Origin of the sequence: Streptomyces sp. NPDC029216 (assembly GCF_040648015.1) — a bacterium.
Taxonomy (GTDB): domain Bacteria; phylum Actinomycetota; class Actinomycetes; order Streptomycetales; family Streptomycetaceae; genus Streptomyces.
On the sequence record NZ_JBEZWL010000074.1, the window covers coordinates 15,996 to 36,781 of the forward strand.

The 20,786-nt window shown below is 74.0% G+C and carries 21 protein-coding genes and 2 pseudogenes; 12 read left to right on the plus strand and 11 right to left on the minus strand.

The window, feature by feature from the left end:
- The first annotated feature begins 20 nt into the window (after positions 1-20).
- The 3 genes from AB0F18_RS24510 (at position 21) to AB0F18_RS24520 (ending at position 1,519) form a co-directional block, all read left to right on the plus strand.
- Complete coding sequence (locus AB0F18_RS24510) at positions 21-521, plus strand: CinA family protein (RefSeq protein WP_362064099.1); 501 nt, start codon at positions 21-23, stop codon at positions 519-521.
- A gap of 109 nt (positions 522-630) precedes the next feature.
- A complete protein-coding gene (locus AB0F18_RS24515; RefSeq protein WP_007266936.1) occupies positions 631-1,011 on the plus strand; it encodes a helix-turn-helix transcriptional regulator in 381 nt (126 codons plus the stop codon).
- Positions 1,012-1,204: 193 nt separating this feature from the next.
- Positions 1,205-1,519 carry a hypothetical protein gene (locus AB0F18_RS24520; protein WP_362064129.1) on the plus strand — a complete coding sequence of 105 codons (315 nt, stop codon included), beginning with the start codon at positions 1,205-1,207 and terminating at the stop codon, positions 1,517-1,519.
- Here the strand turns inward: AB0F18_RS24520 and AB0F18_RS24525 are convergent.
- From AB0F18_RS24525 to AB0F18_RS24540, 4 genes are all read right to left on the minus strand, one after another.
- The gene (locus AB0F18_RS24525; RefSeq protein WP_362064101.1) at positions 1,467-2,237 is read right to left on the minus strand and encodes an SDR family NAD(P)-dependent oxidoreductase; all 771 of its coding nucleotides are present in this window, start codon (positions 2,235-2,237) and stop codon (positions 1,467-1,469) included. The genes AB0F18_RS24520 and AB0F18_RS24525 overlap by 53 nt on opposite strands.
- Positions 2,238-2,269: 32 nt before the next feature.
- On the minus strand, positions 2,270-3,082 hold the full coding sequence (locus tag AB0F18_RS24530; RefSeq protein ID WP_362064103.1) for a DNA-formamidopyrimidine glycosylase family protein: 813 nt from the start codon (positions 3,080-3,082) through the stop codon (positions 2,270-2,272).
- Positions 3,083-3,190: 108 nt separating this feature from the next.
- The gene (locus AB0F18_RS24535; RefSeq protein ID WP_362064105.1) at positions 3,191-3,895 is read right to left on the minus strand and encodes a hypothetical protein; all 705 of its coding nucleotides are present in this window, start codon (positions 3,893-3,895) and stop codon (positions 3,191-3,193) included.
- A 181-nt stretch (positions 3,896-4,076) separates the two neighbouring features.
- Positions 4,077-8,678 carry an ATP-dependent helicase gene (locus AB0F18_RS24540; RefSeq protein WP_362064107.1) on the minus strand — a complete coding sequence of 1,534 codons (4,602 nt, stop codon included), beginning with the start codon at positions 8,676-8,678 and terminating at the stop codon, positions 4,077-4,079.
- Between the two features lie 80 nt (positions 8,679-8,758).
- Here AB0F18_RS24540 and AB0F18_RS24545 point away from each other — a divergent pair, with 80 nt between their 5' ends.
- The 3 genes from AB0F18_RS24545 (at position 8,759) to AB0F18_RS24555 (ending at position 10,723) form a co-directional block, all read left to right on the plus strand.
- The gene (locus AB0F18_RS24545) at positions 8,759-9,604 is read left to right on the plus strand and encodes an AraC family transcriptional regulator (RefSeq protein ID WP_362064109.1); all 846 of its coding nucleotides are present in this window, start codon (positions 8,759-8,761) and stop codon (positions 9,602-9,604) included.
- Positions 9,605-9,692: 88 nt separating this feature from the next.
- Positions 9,693-10,418 (plus strand): AzlC family ABC transporter permease, encoded by a 726-nt coding sequence (locus tag AB0F18_RS24550; protein WP_362064131.1) that lies wholly within the window; start codon positions 9,693-9,695, stop codon positions 10,416-10,418.
- Positions 10,415-10,723, plus strand: a complete 309-nt coding sequence (locus tag AB0F18_RS24555; protein WP_362064111.1) for an AzlD domain-containing protein — start codon at positions 10,415-10,417, stop codon at positions 10,721-10,723. The genes AB0F18_RS24550 and AB0F18_RS24555 overlap by 4 nt, the downstream gene beginning before the upstream one ends.
- A 7-nt stretch (positions 10,724-10,730) precedes the next feature.
- On the opposite strand, the gene AB0F18_RS24560 is transcribed toward AB0F18_RS24555, so the two are convergent.
- Complete coding sequence (locus tag AB0F18_RS24560) at positions 10,731-11,672, minus strand: hypothetical protein (RefSeq protein WP_362064113.1); 942 nt, start codon at positions 11,670-11,672, stop codon at positions 10,731-10,733.
- 80 nt (positions 11,673-11,752) lie between these two features.
- On the opposite strand from AB0F18_RS24560, the gene AB0F18_RS24565 reads away from it, so the two are divergent.
- Together AB0F18_RS24565 and AB0F18_RS24570 are read left to right on the plus strand one after the other, a co-directional pair.
- Positions 11,753-11,947: a DUF3046 domain-containing protein gene (locus AB0F18_RS24565; RefSeq protein WP_079430089.1), complete on the plus strand. Its 195-nt coding sequence runs from the start codon at positions 11,753-11,755 to the stop codon at positions 11,945-11,947.
- Between the two features lie 141 nt (positions 11,948-12,088).
- On the plus strand, positions 12,089-13,333 hold the full coding sequence (locus AB0F18_RS24570) for an AI-2E family transporter (RefSeq protein WP_362064115.1): 1,245 nt from the start codon (positions 12,089-12,091) through the stop codon (positions 13,331-13,333).
- Here AB0F18_RS24570 and AB0F18_RS24575 read toward each other — a convergent pair.
- Both AB0F18_RS24575 and AB0F18_RS24580 read right to left on the minus strand, forming a co-directional pair.
- On the minus strand, positions 13,287-14,045 hold the full coding sequence (locus AB0F18_RS24575; protein ID WP_362064117.1) for a Clp protease N-terminal domain-containing protein: 759 nt from the start codon (positions 14,043-14,045) through the stop codon (positions 13,287-13,289). The genes AB0F18_RS24570 and AB0F18_RS24575 overlap by 47 nt on opposite strands.
- A gap of 150 nt (positions 14,046-14,195) precedes the next feature.
- Positions 14,196-14,621 carry a hypothetical protein gene (locus tag AB0F18_RS24580; RefSeq protein ID WP_362064119.1) on the minus strand — a complete coding sequence of 142 codons (426 nt, stop codon included), beginning with the start codon at positions 14,619-14,621 and terminating at the stop codon, positions 14,196-14,198.
- A gap of 299 nt (positions 14,622-14,920) precedes the next feature.
- Here AB0F18_RS24580 and AB0F18_RS24585 point away from each other — a divergent pair, with 299 nt between their 5' ends.
- From AB0F18_RS24585 to recX, 3 genes and pseudogenes are all read left to right on the plus strand, one after another.
- The gene (locus tag AB0F18_RS24585; protein ID WP_362064121.1) at positions 14,921-15,751 is read left to right on the plus strand and encodes a serine protease; all 831 of its coding nucleotides are present in this window, start codon (positions 14,921-14,923) and stop codon (positions 15,749-15,751) included.
- Between the two features lie 357 nt (positions 15,752-16,108).
- The gene (gene recA, locus AB0F18_RS24590; protein WP_362064123.1) at positions 16,109-17,215 is read left to right on the plus strand and encodes a recombinase RecA; all 1,107 of its coding nucleotides are present in this window, start codon (positions 16,109-16,111) and stop codon (positions 17,213-17,215) included.
- Positions 17,116-17,787, plus strand: a pseudogene (gene recX, locus AB0F18_RS24595) (recombination regulator RecX); the annotation flags it as partial. The gene recA and the pseudogene recX, both read left to right, overlap by 100 nt.
- 149 nt (positions 17,788-17,936) lie before the next feature.
- Here the strand turns inward: recX and AB0F18_RS24600 are convergent.
- The 4 genes from AB0F18_RS24600 to AB0F18_RS24615 all read right to left on the minus strand — a co-directional run bounded on the left by AB0F18_RS24600 (position 17,937) and on the right by AB0F18_RS24615 (position 20,630).
- Positions 17,937-18,335, minus strand: a complete 399-nt coding sequence (locus AB0F18_RS24600; RefSeq protein WP_362064133.1) for a rhodanese-like domain-containing protein — start codon at positions 18,333-18,335, stop codon at positions 17,937-17,939.
- Entirely contained in the window at positions 18,326-18,859 is a 534-nt protein-coding gene (locus AB0F18_RS24605) for a cysteine dioxygenase (RefSeq protein ID WP_362064125.1), read from the minus strand. Before AB0F18_RS24605 ends, AB0F18_RS24600 begins: the two co-directional genes overlap by 10 nt.
- Before the next feature lie 79 nt (positions 18,860-18,938).
- Positions 18,939-19,025 carry a putative leader peptide gene (locus tag AB0F18_RS24610; RefSeq protein ID WP_311318651.1) on the minus strand — a complete coding sequence of 29 codons (87 nt, stop codon included), beginning with the start codon at positions 19,023-19,025 and terminating at the stop codon, positions 18,939-18,941.
- Positions 19,026-19,058: 33 nt separating this feature from the next.
- Positions 19,059-20,630, minus strand: coding sequence for an FAD-dependent monooxygenase (locus AB0F18_RS24615; protein ID WP_362064127.1), 1,572 nt, complete (start codon positions 20,628-20,630; stop codon positions 19,059-19,061).
- A 60-nt stretch (positions 20,631-20,690) separates the two neighbouring features.
- On the opposite strand from AB0F18_RS24615, the pseudogene AB0F18_RS24620 reads away from it, so the two are divergent.
- Positions 20,691-20,786 (plus strand): annotated as a pseudogene (locus AB0F18_RS24620) (ribosome small subunit-dependent GTPase A); the annotation flags it as partial.

Genomic DNA, 20,786 nt, shown 5'->3' on the forward strand with positions numbered 1-20,786 from the left:
CGGGGGAAGGTGCTGCGGGTGTGGCCGAAGACGTGCTGCGCCTGCTTGCGGAGAGTGACCAGAGCCTCGCCGTGGCGGAGTCGCTGACCGGGGGGATGGTGGCGGCGGAGCTCACGGCCGTCCCCGGCGCCTCGCGCTCCTTCCGCGGCTCGGTCACGGCGTACGCCACCGAGCTCAAGCACCGGGTGCTCGGCGTGGACGCCGCACTGCTCGCGGCCGAAGGCGCGGTGAACGCGCAGGTCGCGGCGGAGATGGCCAGCGGGGTACGGCGCGTGATGGGCGCCTCGTGGGGGATCGCGACGACCGGAGTGGCCGGTCCGGACCCCCAGGACGGGCAGCCGGTCGGCACCGTTTTCATCGCCGTGGCGGGTCCGGGGGGCAGGAAAACGGCCCGGCTGCGGTTGAACGGCTCCCGTACGGAAATCCGTAGGGAGAGTGCACGCACAGTGCTCGAACTGCTCTCGAGCGAACTCCGCGAGAATCTGCGGGGGCAGGATACGGAACAGAACGGGGGGATTTGATGTTTGCAGCCCTGAGTGAACACGACATCGCTCCCCGCACGGCCGCGGCGCGAGGCGGTACGGTGGGGCGTGAAGGTTACGGCTACACGGTCAGAGGAGGGAGCCACCGATGATTCTGCTCCGTCGCCTGCTGGGTGACGTGCTGCGTCGGCAGCGCCAGCGCCAGGGCCGTACTCTGCGCGAAGTCTCCTCGTCCGCCCGAGTTTCGCTCGGCTATCTCTCCGAGGTGGAGCGGGGGCAGAAGGAGGCATCCTCCGAGCTGCTCTCCGCGATCTGCGACGCGTTGGACGTACGGATGTCCGAGCTGATGCGCGAGGTCAGTGACGAGCTGTCGCTGGCCGAGCTCGCGCAGTCGGCAGCCGCAAGCGAACCGGTGCCGGCACCGGTGCGCCCGATGCTCAATTCGGTCTCCGTGGCCTCGGTCACGGGCGGACCCGAACGGGTGACCATCAAGGCGCCCGTGGAAGCGGTGAACGTCGTAGCCGCTTGAGTACGCGAGCTGGACACGTGGGTGTGGCGGGAGCCCCGGGTGGTGCGTGAGGCACCGGCCGGGGCTCCTTGCCGTCGTGGCGCCCCCGCACTGCCGTGCGCCCGGTCTTCTGGGTGCGGGGGCCGGGGGCGTGGGGGAGGATGGGCGCGACCGGGAACCGGCCTTCCCCAGGACTCCGTCCGGGGGGACCGCCATGGAGGTGGCCGTGCGGCTGTTACTGCGCATACCTGTGGCTCTGCCCGTCGTACTGGCCCTCCCCCTCGCGCTGGCGGTGGGCGCGCTGTGGGGGTGGGCCGTGGTGAGGCTGGCGCTGGCGCCGGCCGACTCGGGGCCCGTCGAGGGGGCGATAGCCATGGGCGGCTGGGGGCTGGGGCTCCTGCCCGTCCACTGTGTACCGGGCCCCGTGCGCAGGGCCCGCGGTGAGGATGCCGGTGGAACTCCGGACGTGGTGGGGGTTACCAGGGCATCGACACCCCTCCGTTCGGCCGAAGGATCTGGCCCGTCATGAAGGACGAGGCGTCCGAGGCCAGGTAGAGCACCGCGTGGGCGATGTCCCCGGGCTCGCCGACCCGGCGCAGCGGGGACATCCGGACCATGGCGGCCTCGGTCTGCTCCTGGGCCTCGGGGCTGTGGCGGGCGGTCATGGGGGTGCGGATCCATCCCGGGGCGACGGCGTTGACGCGGATGCCGTACGGGCCGCTCTCGGTGGCGAGGGTCTTGGTGAGCTGGACGACGGCGGCCTTGGCGGCGCTGTAGCAGAGCAGGCCGGGCTGGGCGGCGTCCACGGCCCCCGAGGCCATCGTGACGACCGAGCCGGGGCGGCCGGCGGCGATCATGGCGCGGACGGCCTCCTGGCAGGTGCGCAGGACCCCCTTGAAATTGACGTCCAGGACCCGGTCGAGGTCCTCGTCGGTGGTCTCCAGGACGCTGCTGGTGTGCATGACCCCGGCGATGGCGGCGGTGATGTCGAGCGGCCCGGCCGCGGCGACGGCGGCGCGCAGGGCGGCGCGGTCGGTGACGTCGAGGGGGTGGGCGGTGGCGGTTCCGCCGGCTTCGGCGATCAGGGTGGTGGTCTCGGCGAGGCCCCGCTCGTCGCGGTCCGCGCAGTGCACGGCCGCGCCCGCCCCGGCGAGCAGGAGCGCGGTGGCCCGGCCTATGCCGGCGGCGGCTCCGGTGACGAGCGCGGTGCGGCCGGTGAGGTCGTACGCGGTGATGGGTGTGGGCATGCCAGGACGGTACGAGTCGATCTGACGGGCCGTCAATTGGCAGGGGTGTCCGGAGTGGGGCCGGACTGGCAGCGCGGGCACCAGTACGTGGGGCGGTCGTCCTGCGGGGCCTCGCGCACGGGGGTGCCGCAGCGCAGACAGGGGCGGCGGGCGCGGCCGTACACGAACAGCTCCCGGCCGGGGCGGTGGCTGCCGGTGGTGTTGCGGGGCCCGCCGTGGCCGGTGTTCGCCGCCAGCAGGCGCTGGGCGGCGGCCGCGATGCGGACGGCGGTGACCTCCGGGTCGGGGAGGGCGCCGACGGGGGTCCAGGGGGTGACCCGGGCCAGGAAGCAGAGCTCGCTCTTGTAGATGTTGCCGATGCCCGCCAGGTTGCGCTGGTCGAGCAGGGCCTCGCCGAGGGGGCGGCCGGGGGTGGCGAGGAGGTTGGCGGCGGCCCGGTCCGGGTCCCAGTCGGGCCCCAGGAGGTCGGGGCCCAGATGGCCCACGGCCCGGCCCTCGTCGGCGGTGCGCAGCAGCTCCAGGACGGGGAGGCGGTAGCCGACAGCGGTGGCGTCGGCGGTGGCCAGGACGGCCCGGATCTCGTGGGCGGGGCCGCCGCGCCACTTCTGGGCGGGGGCGAAGACGTACCAGGCGCCGTCCATGCCGAGGTGGCTGTGGAGGGTGAGGCCGCCTTCGAGGCGGGCGAGGAGGTGCTTGCCGCGCGGGGTGACGTCGAGGGTGGTGCGGCCGGTGAGGTCGGCGGTGGCGAAGCGGGGGACGCGCAGGTCGGCGTGGGTGAGGGGCTTGCCCGCGAGGGCGGCGTGCAGGCGGGCCGCGACGCGGTGGACGCTGTCTCCTTCGGGCATGGGGCCATTGTCGCGCCGTCCCGCCGGGGAACGCGGAACCCCCTGGACGGGGTGGCCGTCGCAGGGGGTTCCGGGATCAGGAGGCGTGAGGGCCCGACGGGCCGCTCATCACTTCCAGGTGATGCCCTTCTGGGGCGGGTTGTTCAGGTTGTTGTACGGGTCGCCCCAGTACTCGGCGCCGGTGACCTTGGTGCCGGTCGGCGCGAGGGCGATGGCGCAGGAGGTCTGGGACTGGCCGTTGGTGAAGCCCTTCGGCAGCGACTCGCTCGGGCACTTCTCGAACTTGCCGGCGATCAGCAGGGTGTCGGACTCGCTGCCGCCGTCGAGCAGGCCCTTCATGTGGCCGACGGAGGCGAAGGACAGGTCCGTCGTGCCGGTGTTCTTGGCCGTGTAGTGGATGTAGAAGGGGGTCTTGCCCTTCACCTTGTCGGCGACGTTCAGCGACGTCAGGTCGGCCGGGCTGCCCGCCTCGATGCTGGTGACCGTGAGGGCGAGCTGGCCGCTCTTGCTGCCGGAGGTGAACGGGACCGTCGCGGCCTCGCCGATCTTGAAGGCCTGGCCGGACTTGGCCACCGCACCGCTGCCGCCGGCGGGGGCGCCGGAGGCGCCGTCGTAGCCGCCTGCGGCCGGGGAGCTCGGGGCTCCGGCCGGCGGGGTGGCGTAGCCGCCGGGCTGGGACGCCTGGGCGGACGGGGCGGCGGGGGCCGCGGGTACCTCTTCGTTGCCGTCCTTGCAGCCCGTCAGGATCAGGCTCGAGGCCACGGCGAGGCCGGCCGCGGCCAGGGTGGTCTTGCGCATGCTGATGCTGCTCACTCTTCTTCTCCCCCATGACTGTGCACCGCCAATGCAGTGCCTGTGATCACCTTTGATAAGCCATGGATAAGCGCTGATGCCAGCTCAGGAGCGGCTGGCAGCGGTTTCGTGACATGGCCAAGACATACGTGTCTGAGTCGAGACCGGAGCGAGTTCAAGCCGTTTCCCCGGCGGACGTCGGTCAGTTGCGCAGCCGCAGGCCCCTCGGGGTGGCGTGGAAGCCCGCCGTCTCCAGGTCCCGGCCGAGCGGTGAGGTCAGGGCAGCCGCGGCGTTGATCCGCTCCACCGTCAGGTCCGGGAGGGTGCCCGCGCGGGAGGCCGCCGCCAGGGCCGCCGTGGCCGCCGCCAGGCGCGGATCGCCCGGGTCGGCGGCCCAGGCCAGCAGGGTCTTTCCGCCGCGCTCCAGGTAGAGGGTGAGCTCGCCGTCGACCAGGACCACCAGGGAGCCCGCCTTGCGGCCCGGCTTGTGGGTGGCTCCGGCGGGCGGCTCCGGCCAGGGCAGGGCCGCCCCGTACGCGTTCGCCGGATCGGCGGCGGCCAGGACCACCGCCGCCAGCGGGGGCGGGGTCCGCTCGGCCGCGCGGAGCCGGTCCACCGCGCCGTCCATCGCGAACTGGGCCGCGCCCAGCCCCTCCACCACGTAACCCCTGCGGGCCTGCCCGCTGTCCTCGAACGCGGACAGGATCCGGTACACCGCGCTGAAGCCGCCCTCGACGCCCTCCGCCGCCACCGCCCCGCGGGTGACCACCCCGTGCCGGTCGAGCAGGGTGCGGGCCAGGGCATGGGCGCGGTGCGTCGGGTCCGGGGCCGGCGCCGGGAGGAGCGACCAGCGGCCCGAGACCGTCGGCGGGCCCGTACGGGAGACCGTGGCGCTGAGGCTGCCGTACCGGCCGCGCGGCACCGTACGCCGGGCCCGGTGCGCGGTGGCCCCCGCCGTACGGCCCGAGCCCAGCAGGGAGCGCAGCGGGGCCAGGGTGTCGTTGGTCAGCCGGCCCGACCAGGCCAGGTCCCACAGGGCCGAGGACAACTCCAGGTCCGTGGCCTCGGGATGGCGGGCCCGGACGGATTCCGTGAGCTGGCGGAAGAACAGGCCGTACCCGCCGGACAGGGCGTCCAGCACCGCCTGGTGCAGCGGGCCCAGCTCCAGGGGGTGCGGTTCGGGGAGCAGCAGCGGCGCCGCGTCCGCCAGATAGAGGGAGATCCAGCCGTCCTTGCCCGGCAGGGCTCCCGCGCCCGCCCACACCACCTCGCCGGTCGTGGTCAGTTCGTCCAGCAGGGTCGGCGCGTACCCCGCGACCCGGGAGGGCAGGATCAGCCGCTCCAGAGCCGAGGCCGGCACCGGGGCGCCCTGGAGCTGCTCCACCGCGCGCGCCAGGCCGTCGATCCCGCGCAGCCCGCCGCCCAGGTGCTGCCACTGCGGCAGGAACGTCGCCAGCGAGGCCGGCGGGACCGGTTCCAGCTCCTGCCGGAGCGCCGCCAGCGAGCGGCGCCGCAGCCGCCGCAGCACCGCCGCGTCGCACCACTCCTGCCCGATGCCCGCCGGATGGAACTCGCCCTGCACCACCCGGCCCGCCGCCGCGAGCCGGTGCAGGGCGCCCTCGGTCACCGCCGCGCCCAGGCCGAAGCGGGCGGCGACGGCGGTCGTGGTGAACGGGCCGTGGGTGCGCGCGTAGCGGGCCAGCAGATCGCCGAGCGGGTCCTTGACCGGCTCGGTGAACGCCTCCGGCACCCCCACCGGCAGGGCCGTGCCCAGGGCGTCCCGCAGCCGGCCCGCGTCCTCGATCGCCGCCCAGTGCTCCACGCCGCCGATCCGCACCCGGATCGCGCGCCGGGCCCCCTCCAGGGTGGCCGCCCAGCCCGGCTCCGCGCCCCGCTGCGCCAGCTCGGCGTCCGTCAACGGGCCCAGCAGGCGCAGCAGATCGGCCACCGACTCGGCGTCCTTCGCCCGCCGGTCCTCCGTCAGCCACTGGAGCTCCCGCTCCAGTTCCTCCAGCACCTCCGCGTCGAGGAGCTCGCGCAGCTCGGCCTGGCCCAGCAGCTCCGCCAGCAGCCGCGAGTCCAGCGACAGCGCCGCCGCCCGCCGCTCGGCCAGCGGCGAGTCGCCCTCATAGAGGAACTGGGCGACGTACCCGAACAGCAGGGAGCGGGCGAAGGGCGAGGGTTCCGGTGTGGTGACCTCAACCAGACGGACGCGGCGCGCCTCGACGTCCCCCATCAGCTCGGTCAGACCCGGTACGTCGAAGACGTCCTGGAGGCATTCGCGTACGGCCTCCAGCACGATCGGGAACGAGCCGAACTCCGAGGCCACCTGGAGCAGTTGCGAAGCCCGCTGGCGCTGCTGCCACAGCGGGGTGCGCTTGCCGGGACTGCGCCGCGGCAGCAGCAGGGCGCGCGCGGCGCACTCGCGGAACCGGGAGGCGAACAGGGCCGATCCGCCGACCTGGTCGGTGACGATCTGCGCGACCTCCCCCTGGTCGAAGGCCACGTCGGCGGCGCCCAGCGGGGCCTGCTCGTCGTCGAACTCGAAGGACGGGGGACGCGCGGGGTCGTGGTCGAGGAGGTCCAGGTCCATGGAGAGCAGGTCGGCGTCCGGCAGGCGCAGCACGATCCCGTCGTCGGCATGCATCACCTGGGCGTCCATGCCGTACTTCTCGGCGAGCCGGGCGCCCAGCGCCAGCGCCCACGGGGCGTGCACCTGGGCGCCGAAGGGGGAGTGGACGACGACCCGCCAGTCGCCCAGCTCGTCGCGGAACCGCTCCACCACGATGGTCCGGTCGTCCGGGACGTGCCCGCAGGCCTCCCGCTGCTCCGCGAGGTAGGCCAGGACGTTGTCGGCGGCCCAGGCGTCGAGCCCCGCCGCCAGCAGCCGCAGCCGGGCGTCCTCGTCGGTGAGCGCGCCGAGCTCGCGCAGGAAGGCGCCGACGGCGCGGCCCAGTTCGAGCGGACGGCCCAGCTGGTCGCCCTTCCAGAACGGCAGCCGGCCGGGCACCCCGGGAGCCGGGGTGACCAGGACCCGGTCACGGGTGATGTCCTCGATCCGCCAGGAGGTCGTGCCCAGGGTGAACACGTCGCCCACGCGGGACTCGTAGACCATCTCCTCGTCGAGCTCGCCGACCCGGCCGCCGCCCTTCTTCGGGTCCGCGCCCGCGAGGAAGACACCGAAGAGCCCGCGGTCGGGGATGGTGCCCCCCGAGGTCACCGCCAGTCGCTGCGCGCCGGGCCGGCCGGTGACCGTCCCCGCGACCCGGTCCCACACCACGCGGGGTCTGAGCTCGGCGAACGCGTCCGACGGGTAGCGGCCCGCCAGCATGTCCAGCACCGAGGAGAACGCGGATTCCGGCAGCGCCGCGAAGGGCGCCGCCCGCCGCACCAGCGCCAGCAGGTCGTCCAGCTGCCAGGTGTCCATCGCGGTCATCGCGACCAGCTGCTGGGCGAGCACGTCGAGCGGGTTGGACGGGATCCGCAGGGACTCGATCTCACCCGTGCGCATCCGCTCGGTGACCACCGCCGCCTGGACCAGGTCCCCCCGGTACTTGGGGAAGACCACACCGGTGGAGACGGCGCCCACCTGGTGCCCGGCCCGCCCCACCCGCTGGAGCCCCGAGGCCACCGACGGCGGCGACTCCACCTGCACCACCAGGTCCACCGCACCCATGTCGATGCCCAGCTCCAGGCTGGAGGTCGCCACCACCGCGGGCAGCCGGCCCGCCTTGAGGTCCTCCTCGACCAGCGCCCGCTGCTCCTTGGACACCGAGCCGTGGTGCGCGCGGGCCAGCAGCGGCGGGGCGCCCTGCGCGGCGCCCGACTGGGCCATGATCTCGGCCGGGGGCGGCGCGCCCTCGCCGAGCAGCTCGCCCGTGGCGCGCTCGTAGGCGATCTCGTTGAGCCGGTTGCACAACCGCTCCGCGAGGCGCCGGGAGTTGGCGAACACGATCGTGGAGCGGTGGGCCTGCACCAGGTCCGCGATCCGCTCCTCGACATGGGGCCAGATCGACGGCTTGTCCCCGCCCTCCCGGCCCTCGGTGGCCGGAGAGCCGCCCAGCTCGCCCATGTCCTCCACCGGCACGACCACCGACAGGTCGAACTCCTTGGCCGACGGCGGCTGCACGATCTCCACCCGGCCGCGCGGGGCCAGGTAGCGGGCCACCTCCTCCACCGGCCGGACCGTCGCCGACAGCCCGATCCGGCGGGCCGGGCGCGGCAGCAGCTCGTCCAGCCGCTCCAGGGAGAGCGCCAGATGGGCGCCGCGCTTGGTCCCGGCGACCGCGTGCACCTCGTCCAGGATCACCGTCTCGACCCCGGACAGGGCGTCGCGGGCCGCCGAGGTCAGCATCAGGAACAGCGACTCCGGAGTGGTGATCAGGATGTCGGGCGGCCGCAGCGACAGCGCCCGGCGCTCGGCGGCCGGGGTGTCCCCCGAGCGGATCCCGACCCGGACGTCCGGCTCCGGCAGGCCCAGCCGGGCCGACTCCTGCCGGATCCCCGTCAGCGGGCTGCGCAGATTGCGCTCCACGTCCACCGCGAGGGCCTTCAGCGGCGATACGTACAGCACCCGGCAGCGCTTCTTCGGCTCGGCCGGCGGCGGCTGCGAGGCCAGCCGGTCGAGGGCGGCGAGGAAGGCGGCCAGCGTCTTGCCGGAGCCGGTGGGCGCCACGACCAGGACGTCCGAGCCCTCCCCGATGGCCCGCCAGGCGCCCTCCTGCGCGGAGGTGGGCGTACGGAAGGCCCCCGTGAACCACGAGCGGGTCGCGGGGGAGAACGAGTCGAGCGCAGCGCCTGCCATGCCCCCATCGTGCACCCGGCCACTGACAACCGGCCGGACCTGGGCAAACGCACGCCGGAACGGGGGAGCAGAATGAGGGCATGGGGAAGGAAGACGGGAGTGGTGCGGGGGGCCGCGAGTGGGCCCGGCACTGGCAGTACCCGCAGCTGCCCGGACTGGACCTGCTGCGCGCCCACTACGTACGCCACACCTTCCCGCGCCACGCCCACGACGGGTACGTCATCGCGGCCGTCACCGGCGGCGTCGAGGAGGTCGGCCTGCCCGGCGGCCCCGTACGGGCCGGACCGGGCAGCGTGGTGCTGATCAACCCCGAGGTGCCGCACAGCGCCCGCGCCGGCGCCCCCGAGGGCTGGGCCTACTCCACGCTCTACCCCTCCCGGAACCTGATCACCGAGGTCGCCACCGAGATCGGCACCCCGCGCGGCACCCCCGGTTTCACCGCCGCCCTGGTCCCCGACGCGCAGGGCGCGAAGATGATCACCGAGGTGCACCGGGCCGCCGAGGCCGGCAACGCGCTGGCCGCCGACACCCTGCTGCGCGCCGTCGTGGCCCGGATGCTCAGCCGGCACGCCGCACCGCTGCCCGCCCGTACGGTGGCCCGCGCGGGGGGCTCCGACGCGGAGCGGGCCCGGGCGGTGCTGGAGGAGCGGATGGCCGGGCCACCGTCGCTGGAGGCGCTCGCGGCGGAGCTGGGGACCAGCCCGTTCGCGCTGCTGCGGGCGTTCCGGGAGCGGTACGGGATGCCGCCGCACACCTGGCTGACGGATGCCCGGGTGCGCAGGGCACGGCGGCTGCTGGACGCGGGGGTGGCGCCGGCGGAGGCGGCGGTGACCGTCGGCTTCACCGACCAGCCGCACCTGAACCGGCACTTCACGCGGATCGTGGGCGTCCCCCCGGGCGCCTACCGGCGCGAGCGCGCGGGCTAGGGGTGCGGGCCAGGGGGTGGGGCGCGCAAGAACGTACAAGACCCGGTCGGGCCGTCGCGCCTACGTTCAGGGCGTGGCAGAACATCAGATGGTGATACAAGAGGCCGTTGACGGGGTCGACGGGGTCGACGGGGTCGACGGCGTCGGCGGGCGGCCGCGGGCCGCCGTGACGAGGGACGCCCTCGGGGTAGGGGTGGCCGTCGGCCTGTCCGGGTTCGCGTTCGGGGTGACCGCCGCCGGCGCCGGCATCAGCGTGCTCCAGGCCTGCGTGCTGAGCCTGCTCGTCTTCACCGGCGCCTCCCAGTTCGCCCTCGTCGGAGCGCTCGCCGCGGGCGGCAACCCGTTCACCGCCGCCGCCGGGGCGTTCTTCCTCGGCACCCGCAACGCCTTCTACGGGCTGCGGCTGTCGCAGCTGCTCGCGCTGCCCCGCGCCCTCCGGCCGTTCGCCGCGCACTGGGTCATCGACGAGACCACCGCCGTCGCCCTCGCGCAGCCCGACCGCAGGTCGGCCCGGCTCGGGTTCACCGTCACCGGGCTCAGCCTGTACCTGCTGTGGAACCTCACCACCCTCCTCGGCGCGCTCGGCGCCGAGGCCATCGGGGACACCGCAGCATGGGGGCTGGACGCCGCCGGGCCCGCCGTGTTCCTCGCGCTCCTCGCGCCCATGCTGAAGACCGCCACCGAGCGGGCCGTGGCCGGGCTCGCGCTCGTCCTCGGGCTGGGTTTCCTGCCCGTGCTGCCCGCCGGGGTGCCCGTACTGATCGCCGCGCTGGCCGCGCCCGCCGTGCTCTGGCTGAAGGGACGCCGTTCATGAACGTCTGGATCGCCATCGGGCTCACCGTCGCCGGGTGCTACGCCCTCAAGCTCGCCGGACTGCTCGTCCCCGCCGGGGCCCTGGAGCGGCCGGCGGTCCGCCGGCTCTCCGCCCTGCTGCCCGTCGCGCTGCTCGCGGCGCTCACCGCCCAGCAGACCTTCAGCAGCGGCCACGAGCTGGTCCTCGACGCCCGCGCCGCCGGGCTGGCGGCCGCTGCCGTGGCACTGCTGCTGAGGGCCCCGTTCCTGGTCGTGGTCGGGGCGGCGGTGGTGGTCACCGCCGGCGTACGGGCCCTGGGCGGTTAGGCCGTGTCTAGCCGAGCGGCCGCCCGTACGCCCTCAGCGTCAGCAGGGCCTCGACGGTGGTGATCGGCCGCCGTTCCAGGGAGCTGCCCGGGGCCCAGGCCCGGCGGCGTGCCGGCCAGCCGCCGTCCGGCTGCTGCTGCGCCGCGAGGAAGTCCAGCGAGCGGTCCATCTCCTCGTCGGTGAACCAGCCCCGGGCCAGCGACTCCGGCCGCCGCGCGTAGTCGTACGGGAACAGCCGCTCGCCCGGTGCGTAGCCGGGGGAGAGCGGGTACTCCTCGCAGCGGGCCGGGTCGAGCACCGCCAGGCGCCGCTCGCGCACGAGCCGGCCCAGCCGGTCCGCCGCGGCCGCCGCGCGGGCCCGGTCGGGGACCCCGTCGAGGAAGGCCACCGCGCCCTGGACCTCGTACGGGTGCGCGTGGCGCAGCGTCTCGACCCGCTCCCAGCAGAACTCCGTGGCCCGGAAGAGCCAGGCGTCCCAGATCCGGTTGCGGTGCAGCACCCCGACGACGGGGCCCGTGGTCAGCAGCTCGCCCGGCGGGTCGTCGCACACCGGGTGCCAGGGGGCGGTGGGGTAGCCGCGCGGGGCCGCGACGACCAGCGGGAGGGCGCCCTCCGGGGTGGAGATCCGGGTCAGGTGGCGGCAGATCCGGTCGATGCGCTGCCCGGCGCAGCGGCCGAGGCCGTCGAGGATCCGCAGGGCGTGCGCGGTGTGCAGGGGCTGGCTCAGCGGGCCGCGCAGATCGGGGTCGAGGGCGTGGCCGTAGCCGCCGTCGGCGCCCAGGTAGGAGCCGAGGGCGGTGTCGACCGGGTCGGGGTCCCCGCCGAGGAAGTGGTACGCGAACCGGCGTTGCTCCAGCACCCGGGCGGTGAGCCAGATGAACTGCTCGGCGCGGGCCAGCGGGGCCGGTGCGGCCGCGGGGGCCGGCGCGGAAGCTTCGTCTCCAGGCATGCGAGCCACCGTAGGCGCGCGGGCGGTGGCGGAGGGCGGCAACGGGGACGGTGCACTCTCCGGGGCGGGATACTGGGGTCATGCGGTTGACGATTTTCTGGGAGCGGATGGCGGAGCACTTCGGCGCGGCCTACGCGGACTCCTTCGCGCGGGACCACGTCTTGTCGGAGCTCGGCGGGCGCACGGTGCACCAGGCGCTGGAGGCGGGCTGGGAGACGAAGGACGTGTGGCGCGCGGTGTGTTCGGCGATGGACGTGCCGGCCTCGCTGCGCTGACGCCGGAAGGGGACGGGCGCGGGGGGCCGCGCCGACGCCCCGCACGGGCTGCGCGAGCGCAGGGTGTGCGCGGGCCTGACGGCCGGGCACGGCGCCCGGCGGCTTCGTGGTCCGGGCGGCCGGTGGGACAGACTGGGCGGCGTGGCAGTGACAGACGAGACGACCGGCCGGCCCGAAGACCCGCAGGACGCGCAGGGCCCCGGCCCCGCCGGAGCGGCCCGCTCGGGGGGCCGTTCCGACCCTGATGGGGGCCCGGCCGGTGCGGAGGCGCGGATGCCGCGCTGGCTGCCGCGCGCGGTGATCCTCGTACTGGCGCTCGTCGCCTGTTTCCAGCTCGGCAGCTGGGCCTTCCACCAGCTGATCGGGCTGCTCGTCAACATCCTGATCGCGTTCTTCCTGGCGCTGGCGATCGAGCCCGCCGTGGCCAGGATGGCGGCCCGGGGCATGCGCCGCGGGCTCGCCACCTTCCTGGTGTTCCTGGGTGTGTTCGCCGCGGCCGCCGGGTTCCTCGCCCTGCTCGGCTCCATGCTCGCCGGGCAGATCGTCGACATCGTGGAGGGCTTCCCCCGCTACCTCGACAGGGTGATCGACTCGCTCAACCGCACGTTCCGCACCGAGCTGTCCCGGCTGGAGATCCAGGACAGCCTGCTGCACTCCGACTGGCTCCAGAAGTACGTGCAGAACAGCGCCAGCGGGGTGCTCGACGTGTCCGCCACCGTGCTCGGCGGTCTGTTCAAGCTGCTGACGGTCGGACTGTTCTCCTTCTACTTCGCCGCGGACGGGCCGAGGCTGCGGCGCGCGCTGTGCTCCGTACTGCCGCCCGCGAAGCAGTCGGAGGTGCTGCGGGCCTGGGAGATCGCCGTCGCGAAGACCGGCGGGTACCTGTACTCGCGCGGGCTGATGGCGCTGGTCTCCGGTGTCGCGCACTACGTGGTCTTCGCGGTCCTCGGGGTGTCGTACGCGCCCGCGCTCGCGGTGTGGGTGGGGCTGGTCTCCCAGTTCATCCCCACCATCGGCACCTACCTGGCGGGCGCGCTGCCGACGCTGATCGCCTTCACCGCCGATCCCTGGTACGCGCTGTACGTGCTGGGATTCGTGGTGGTCTACCAGCAGTTCGAGAACTACGTCCTCCAGCCGAAGCTGACCGCGAGGACGGTGGACATCCACCCGGCGGTGGCCTTCGGCTCCGTCATCGCGGGGACCGCCCTGCTGGGGGCGGTCGGGGCGCTCATCGCGATCCCGGCCGTGGCCACCCTGCAGGCCTTCCTCGGCGCGTACGTGAAGCGGTACGAGGTGGCGGGCGAGGACGCGGCCGGTCCGGACGGCGCGGGCGGAAGGCCTACGGCCGCCCGTCCTCGCCGAGTACGGCTGCCAGGGCTTCGGTGACGGCCGACTCGGCGGTGGCCTTGTCGAGGCCGAGTCCGCTGAGCGGGCCCTCGCCGTTCTCCAGCTCCAGCAGGGCGAGCAGGATGTGCTCGGTGCCGACGTAGCCGTGGCCCAGGCGCAGGGCCTCGCGGAAGGTGAGCTCCAGGGCCTTCTTGGCGTTCGCGTCGAAGGGGACGAGGGCGGGCATGTCCTCCGGCGTGGCCGCGGGCAGCGAGGCGGTCGCGGCGGAGCGCAGGGCGTCCGCCGTGATGCCCTGCGCGGCCAGCACGAGCGCGGCGAGGCCCTCGGGCTCGGCCAGCAGGCCCAGCGTCAGGTGCTCGGTGCGGATCTCGGTGTTGCCGGCGGCGCGGGCCTCGTTCTGCGAGCCGACGACGACGCTCCGGGCGCGGGGGGTGAACCGGGCGAAGCCCGCGTTGGGGTCGAGGCCGGGGTCGCCCTCCTTGTCGGCCTTGGGGACGAAGCGCTTCTGGGCGGCCTGGCGGGTGACGCCCATGCTGCGGCCGATGTCGGTCCAGGAGGCGCCGGAGCGGCGGGCCTGGTCGACGAAGTGGCCGATGAGGTGGTCTGCCACGTCACCGAGGTGCTCGGCCGCGACGACGGCGCCGCTGAGCTGCTCCAGGGTGTCGGCGTGGGACTGCTTGATGGCCTCGATCAGGTCGTCGAGGCGGACGGGGTTGGCGATGCGGACGGGTTCCACGGAAGGGTTCGTCATAGGTGCAACCGTAGGTTGACACCTGAGTGGTGTCAACCATGGGTTGTCACTCCGCTCGGGTCCCGTCGGGGGCGAGCGGTGGGAGGGGGTGCGCGCCGGGGGTGCGGGGGCTGGGGACGTGACCCCCGGGCCCCCGGCGCGCGTCCGGCGTCAGGCGGCCGGCTGGTTCTGGCCCGCCAGCAGGCCGAGCAGCTGGTCCATCTCGTTGCGCCAGATGCGGTGCACGTTCATGCGGGTCGGGGTCGCCTGGCCGGGGAGCTGCATGCGGAACGAGCTCCAGATGGCGTTGCGCTTGACCTCGGTGATGGTGCCGACGGCCTGGTGGGGCGGTATCGCGAAGACGATCTCCTGCGGGCGGTTGCTCATCCGGCTCGCCCGGTGGAGCACCACGGCCTGCTCGGTCACGGTGACGAAGTAGTAGCTGAGGAACGCCTGGCCGATGAGGCCGAGCATGCTCATCAGCCACACGCTCGGACCGGCGATGGCCTGGATCGTGACGATGGGTCGGTCGGCGGGGTTGGCCTGGGTGAGGGCGTCTGCCACCTGCTGCTGGATCGTGGCCTTCTTGACGGCCATGGGTCCTCCTGAGCGGAATTTCACGGCCCCCGTCGTCGGGGGCACCGCAGAGTACCGGCCATGCGGCGGCCGTTCCGCGCCAGCCCGGGGGTGTGGGCCATGCGCCCGGAAATGAGCTCTCCCGCCCGCCTCGTGGGGTGTTGGAATGATTGATTCCGGTTGCTTCGCGGCGGCTTCGGCCATGGCGCCCGCGAACTCCCCATGCCCTATTGTGCGTTGACCCCGCTGGGCGAAGAATGCAGTGCACATGTCAACCGAAGGATCTTCGGTCGCATTCGTCACCAGAGGGGAACCCCCACATGAACAAGCCTCTCGCCGGCGCCGTGTTGTCCCTGCTCCTGACCGGAGCGGCGGCGACGCCGGCCGTGGCCCAGGCCCCCGAGCCCGCCCGGGCCGCCGCCGTCACCTACGCGGGCACGGTCGCGCTCAGCAACTGCTCCGGCTCCGTCGTCCGCACCCCCGCCTCGCAGCCGGACGACCCCGCGCTCGTCCTCTCCAACGGCCACTGCCTGGAGACCGGCTTCCCGGCGCCGGGCGAGGTCCTCGTCAACCGCGCGTCCAGCCGCAGTTTCTCGCTGCTCAACGCCTCGGGCTCCAAGGTCGCGACGCTGCGCGCGAGCAAGATCGCGTACGGGACGATGACGGACACGGACGTCTCGCTCTACCAGCTGACCAAGACGTACGCGCAGATCCAGAGCCAGTACGGCATCGCCGCGCTCACCCTGAACGACGCCCACCCGGTGCAGGGCACGTCGATCAAGGTGGTCTCCGGCTACTGGAAGCGGACCTACAGCTGCAGCGTCGACGGGTTCGCGTACCGCCTCAAGGAGGGCGAGTGGACCTGGAAGGACTCGGTCCGCTACACCTCGTCCTGCAACACCATCGGCGGCACCTCGGGCTCGCCGGTGATCGACACGACGACCGGGAAGGTCGTCGCCGTCAACAACACGGGCAACGAGGACGGGCAGCGCTGCACGGACAACAATCCGTGCGAGGTGGACGAGGCCGGCAACGTCACCGTGCGCCAGGGCATCAACTACGCCCAGGAGACGTACGTCCTCGTCCCGTGCATCGGCCCCGGCAACCAGATCGACCTGAACCGGCCGGGCTGCACCCTCCCGAAGCCGTAGCCCCCGTCACGACGGACCCCCGCGGCCCCGTCGCCACCGGCCCCCGCCGGTGCGCGGCGGGGCCGCGGCGCGTCGCGCCCTGCCGGGGACGGTGGATGTGAGGCGTGACACAGGCCGACGTCCTTCTGCGGCGCCCGTCGTTGGTTCCCGGGAAGGGCCTGGCCGGGGGTGGTGGGAGGCGTTCCGCCTTCGGTGCGAAGGGGTTGTGGGGCGCGGCGTGGTCGGCTTGACAGGGAAATCGAACATCCATTCTGATGAGTTATCCACAGCCGAAACGGGCGTGGAAGCGCATTGTCAGTGGCAGGCGTTAGCGTCAATGGCGTGAAGCGATCGACTCAAGCAAACCGGGTGGAACCCATGGCAGGCACCGACCGCGAGAAGGCTCTCGACGCCGCGCTCGCACAGATTGAACGGCAATTCGGCAAGGGTGCGGTCATGCGCCTCGGCGACAAGCCGAATGACCCCATCGAGGTCATCCCCACCGGGTCGACCGCGCTGGACATCGCCCTCGGCGTCGGCGGACTGCCGCGCGGCCGCGTGGTCGAGATCTACGGCCCGGAGTCCTCCGGTAAGACGACCCTGACCCTGCACGCCGTGGCCAACGCGCAGAAGGCCGGCGGCACCGTCGCCTTCGTCGACGCGGAGCACGCGCTCGACCCGGAGTACGCCAAGGCCCTCGGCGTCGACACCGACAACCTCATCCTGTCCCAGCCGGACACCGGTGAGCAGGCCCTTGAGATCGTCGACATGCTGGTCCGCTCCGGCGCCCTCGACCTGATCGTCATCGACTCCGTCGCGGCGCTCGTGCCGAAGGCGGAGATCGAGGGCGAGATGGGCGACTCGCACGTCGGTCTCCAGGCCCGTCTGATGAGCCAGGCGCTCCGCAAGATCACGGGTGCGCTGAACCAGTCCAAGACCACCGCGATCTTCATCAACCAGCTCCGCGAGAAGATCGGCGTGATGTTCGGCTCGCCGGAGACCACGACCGGTGGCCGCGCGCTGAAGTTCTACGCCTCCGTGCGCATCGACATCCGCCGCATCGAGACCCTCAAGGACGGCACCGAGGCGGTCGGCAACCGCACCCGCTGCAAGGTCGTGAAGAACAAGGTCGCGCCCCCCTTCAAGCAGGCCGAGTTCGACATCCTCTACGGCCAGGGCATCAGCCGCGAGGGCGGCCTGATCGACATGGGCGTGGAGCACGGCTTCATCCGCAAGGCCGGCGCCTGGTACACGTACGAGGGCGACCAGCTCGGCCAGGGCAAGGAGAACGCCCGCAACTTCCTGAAGGACAACCCCGACCTCGCCAACGAGATCGAGCGGAAGATCAAGGAGAAGCTGGGCGTCGGCGTGCGCAAGGACGCCGCGGGCGACGACGCGGCCGCCGCCGCGCCGGCCGACGCCTCCGTACCCGCCCCGGCCTCGAAGGCCAAGCCGGCGGCCAAGGCCGCCGTGGCCAAGAGCTGACCGTGCGGGAAGAGCAGGAAAGGGGCGGCAGAGCGAGGGGCGGCCGTGAAGGCCGCCAGGAGCTGCCGCCCCAGAGTCCCGAAGAGCAGGCGCGGGCGATCTGCCTGCGCCTGCTCACCGGGATGCCGCGCACCCGGCGGCAGCTCGCGGACGCCCTGGCGAAGCGGGGCATCCCCGAGGAGGTCTCCGAAGCGGTCCTCTCCCGGTACGAGGAAGTGGGCCTCATCGACGACGCCGCCTTCGCCGGGGCCTGGGTCGAGTCCCGGCACCGCGGCCGGGGCCTGGCCCGCCGGGCGCTCGCGCAGGAGCTGCGGACCAAGGGCGTGCACCAGACCCTCGTCCAGGAGGCGCTGGAACAGCTGGACTCCGAGCAGGAGGAGGAAACGGCCCGCGAGCTCGTCGAGCGCAAGCTCCGCTCGACCCGGGGGCTGGAGCGCGACAAGCGGATCCGGCGCCTGGCCGGGATGCTCGCGCGCAAGGGGTACCCGGAGGGCATGGCCCTGCGGGTGGTGCGGCGCGCGCTGGAGCAGGAGGGCGAGGACGCCGACGACCTGGGGTACCCCGGCGACTGACTCCGGGGGTGGGGGTAGCCCCCCGGCGCCGGACGCCGGGCCAAGCACAAGGCCAAGCCCGTCGCCGAACGCGCCTGGCTGCCGGGGGGGGCGGGGCTCCGCCGCGGACCCCGCGTGGCGTTCGAGCGCACCGGGCGCGCAGCGCCCGGTCAGGCGGGGACGGTGGGGAGGCCCGCCGAGCGCCAGGCCTGGAAGCCACCCGTGAGGTCCGTCGCCCGGCGGAGCCCCAGCGCGTGCAGCGAGGCCACCGCCAGCGACGACGCGTAGCCCTCGTTGCAGATCACCACCACCCGCACCTCGTGCGAGACGGCCTCCGGCAGCCGGTGCGAGCCCTGGGGGTCCAGCCGCCACTCCAGCTCGTTGCGCTCGACGACCACCGCCCCCGGAATCACCCCGTCCCGCTCGCGCAGCGCCTGGTACCGGATGTCCACCAGCAGGGCGTCCCCGCCCCGCCACGCCTCGTACGCGGCACCCGCGTCGACGCGGGTGTACGTCGCGCGGACCCGCTCCAGCAGCTCGTCGATGCCCACGGGCGCGCTCACTGCCAGTCCGCCGGGCGCTCGACGTGCTCCAGCGTGAGGACCGGCCCGCTGCGGCTGTAGCGGCGGATCAGCGGGAGCGGCGGATAGTACGCGTGGACCGAGATCGCGTGCTCGGTCGCGGACTCGTTGAGCACCTCGTGGACGTGGTGTTCGCCGAACGCCCGCCCGGTCAGCGCGCCGAGGCTGCGGGTGCGGTCGACCTCCGGGGCCAGCTCCAGGTTCCGCCAGCCCTCCGAGGGCAGACGCACCGTCAGGGAGTGCTCGGTGAGACGGCCCCGCGCGGTGGCGAACGCGCCCCGGGACTCGGCGTGGTCGTGCCAGCCGGTGCCGGTGCCCGGCGGCCAGCCGATCAGCCAGGCCTCGCTGCCGCCCGGGCCGTCGAGCCGGATCCAGGTCCGGCCCTCCGGGTCGAGGGGGAGCGAGTCGACGACCGCGGGGTCGGCCGCGGTGCGCAGGGCGAAGGCGAGGAGTTCCGCCGCGGTGGGGGCGGAGGAGCGGGCGGGGGCGTGCGTGGACACGGGGGCAGACATCTGCGGTGACCGTCCTGGGGTTCGCGAAAGGGGCGCGCGGGCCCGGAAGGGCAGCGGGGCGCGCGGGGGAAAGGGCGAATCAGCAGGAGGGGCGACACACGCAGCCCGCGTAGCGGAGCAGGTCCATGTGGACCCTCCGCCACAGGCGTACGTCGTTGCCGGTCATGTCGGCGAGTGAACCACGAGTGCCCGAGGGCGGTCAATCGATCACAGGGGCGGGTGTGGCGGGAGCGCCGGCCGGGGCGCCCGCCCGGACCGCGTCCGCCGCCTCGTACAGCTCGGCCGGGCGGACCCCCGCGAAGGTCGCGGCGAGGTGCCCGTCGGGCCGTACCAGCAGCACGGTGTGCGCCGGAGCCCCCGGGTAGCCGTCCGCGACCAGCAGGTCGGCCGGCACCGGCAGTGCGCTCACGGCCGCCGCGAGCCGGGGCATCAGCCCGGCCCCCGCCCAGTGCCGCCGGTCCCACACGCCGGTACCCGGCGCGACCAGCAGCACCAGCAGCCGGCCCCGCCCCAGCAGGTCCCGCAGCGGGACGGTGGTCCCGTCGGGCGCGGACACGGGGACGTTCGCCACGGGCCCGCCCGGCTCCGTGTCCGTCGGGACCTCCCGTACGGCCACCGGCGGGGCGTACACCGGCCGGCCGCCCAGCGGGCCCCGGCCCAGGTGCCCGTCGGTCAGCAGGCTTTCGGCGGACTTCCCCGATCCGGGGAGGAGACTGCGCAGGCCGGCTCCGCCGCGCAGGACGGGCATGGTCTGGTCGGCGGCGCGCAGCCGGGCGGCGACGGCCGTGCGCCGTTCGCCCCCGTAGCTGTCGAGCAGGGCCTCGGAGGCGCCCTGGTGCCAGGCCAGGGCCAGCTTCCAGGCCAGGTTCTCCGCGTCGCGCATGCCCTCCTCGACGCTCTGGGTGCCGAGTGCGCCCAGCAGGTGCGCGGCGTCCCCGGCGAGGAAGGCCCGGCCGTCACGCCAGCGCCGGGCGAGGCGGTGGTGCTGGATGTGCACCCCGGTGTCGATGAGGTCGTACGGGGGAGTGCTGCCCCCGCACCAGAGCGCCAGGGTGTCGCGGATGAGGGTGACGAGGGCGTCCGGGGTGACGAGGTCCCCGCGCGCGGGCAGCAGCCAGTCCAGCCGCCAGACCCCGTCGGGCAGCGGCCGGGCGGTGATCTCCTCGGGCCCGGACGGCGGGTTGCGGTGCAGCAACGCCTCGCCGGGCCAGGGCAGTTCGGCACGCAGCGCGGCCACGGCGTGCCGCTCGACGGCGGTCCAGCCGGGGAAGCGGATGCCGAGCAGTTTGCGCACGGTGGAGCGGGCTCCGTCGCAGCCGACCACATGGCTGCCGCGCCACCAGGTGGCCTCCCCGCCCCGGGTGTGCACGGTGACCCCGTGCTCGTCCTGTTCCAGGGAGTCCACCTTGGCGTCGGTGACCAGCTGGACCAGGGGGTGCCCGGCGGCGGCGGCGCGCAGCCCGCGGGTGAGGGCGTGCTGCGGAACGTGCAGGGGGGCGGGCTGGTCCTCGAAGGTGATCCGCCGGGACTCCTGACGGCGCCTCATGGTGCGCCAGGCCGCGTACCGCGCGCCCTCGTCGCGCAGCGTCGTACAGCCCAGCCGGTGGGCCATGGCCGCGGTGTCGGAGTGCAGGACGACGCTGCGGGCGGGCCGCGGCTCGTCCTTGCCGGGCCCTTCGTCGAGGAGGACGGAGGGCACGCCGTGGCCGGCCAGGGCGAGGGACAGGGACAGTCCGACGGGGCCCGAGCCGACGACGATCACCGGGTCCATGATGCGGCTCCCGATGTCCGGTATGTGATCACAGAACGTATGCAACCCACTGGAAGTTCCATGTTCTCGGAGATCGAGGACTACGCCGCCTCATGCCGCTTCCACGACTGCGCGCACGAGGCGGAGCCGGGGTGCGCGGTGCAGGCGGCGGTGGAG

Coding starts and splice junctions, on each gene's coding strand:
- AB0F18_RS24610 (WP_311318651.1), bottom strand. CDS start 19,025: ATGACCGGCAACGACGTACGCCTGTGGCGGAGGGTCCACATGGACCTG.
- AB0F18_RS24605 (WP_362064125.1), bottom strand. CDS start 18,859: ATGTCTGCCCCCGTGTCCACGCACGCCCCCGCCCGCTCCTCCGCCCCC.
- AB0F18_RS24520 (WP_362064129.1), top strand. CDS start 1,205: ATGGAGGTGGCCGTGCGGCTGTTACTGCGCATACCTGTGGCTCTGCCC.
- AB0F18_RS24575 (WP_362064117.1), bottom strand. CDS start 14,045: ATGACGAACCCTTCCGTGGAACCCGTCCGCATCGCCAACCCCGTCCGC.
- AB0F18_RS24615 (WP_362064127.1), bottom strand. CDS start 20,630: ATGGACCCGGTGATCGTCGTCGGCTCGGGCCCCGTCGGACTGTCCCTG.
- AB0F18_RS24530 (WP_362064103.1), bottom strand. CDS start 3,082: ATGCCCGAAGGAGACAGCGTCCACCGCGTCGCGGCCCGCCTGCACGCC.
- AB0F18_RS24585 (WP_362064121.1), top strand. CDS start 14,921: ATGAACAAGCCTCTCGCCGGCGCCGTGTTGTCCCTGCTCCTGACCGGA.
- AB0F18_RS24580 (WP_362064119.1), bottom strand. CDS start 14,621: ATGGCCGTCAAGAAGGCCACGATCCAGCAGCAGGTGGCAGACGCCCTC.
- AB0F18_RS24550 (WP_362064131.1), top strand. CDS start 9,693: ATGGTGATACAAGAGGCCGTTGACGGGGTCGACGGGGTCGACGGGGTC.
- AB0F18_RS24560 (WP_362064113.1), bottom strand. CDS start 11,672: ATGCCTGGAGACGAAGCTTCCGCGCCGGCCCCCGCGGCCGCACCGGCC.
- AB0F18_RS24565 (WP_079430089.1), top strand. CDS start 11,753: ATGCGGTTGACGATTTTCTGGGAGCGGATGGCGGAGCACTTCGGCGCG.
- AB0F18_RS24555 (WP_362064111.1), top strand. CDS start 10,415: ATGAACGTCTGGATCGCCATCGGGCTCACCGTCGCCGGGTGCTACGCC.
- AB0F18_RS24515 (WP_007266936.1), top strand. CDS start 631: ATGATTCTGCTCCGTCGCCTGCTGGGTGACGTGCTGCGTCGGCAGCGC.
- recA (WP_362064123.1), top strand. CDS start 16,109: ATGGCAGGCACCGACCGCGAGAAGGCTCTCGACGCCGCGCTCGCACAG.
- AB0F18_RS24540 (WP_362064107.1), bottom strand. CDS start 8,678: ATGGCAGGCGCTGCGCTCGACTCGTTCTCCCCCGCGACCCGCTCGTGG.
- AB0F18_RS24525 (WP_362064101.1), bottom strand. CDS start 2,237: ATGCCCACACCCATCACCGCGTACGACCTCACCGGCCGCACCGCGCTC.
- AB0F18_RS24545 (WP_362064109.1), top strand. CDS start 8,759: ATGGGGAAGGAAGACGGGAGTGGTGCGGGGGGCCGCGAGTGGGCCCGG.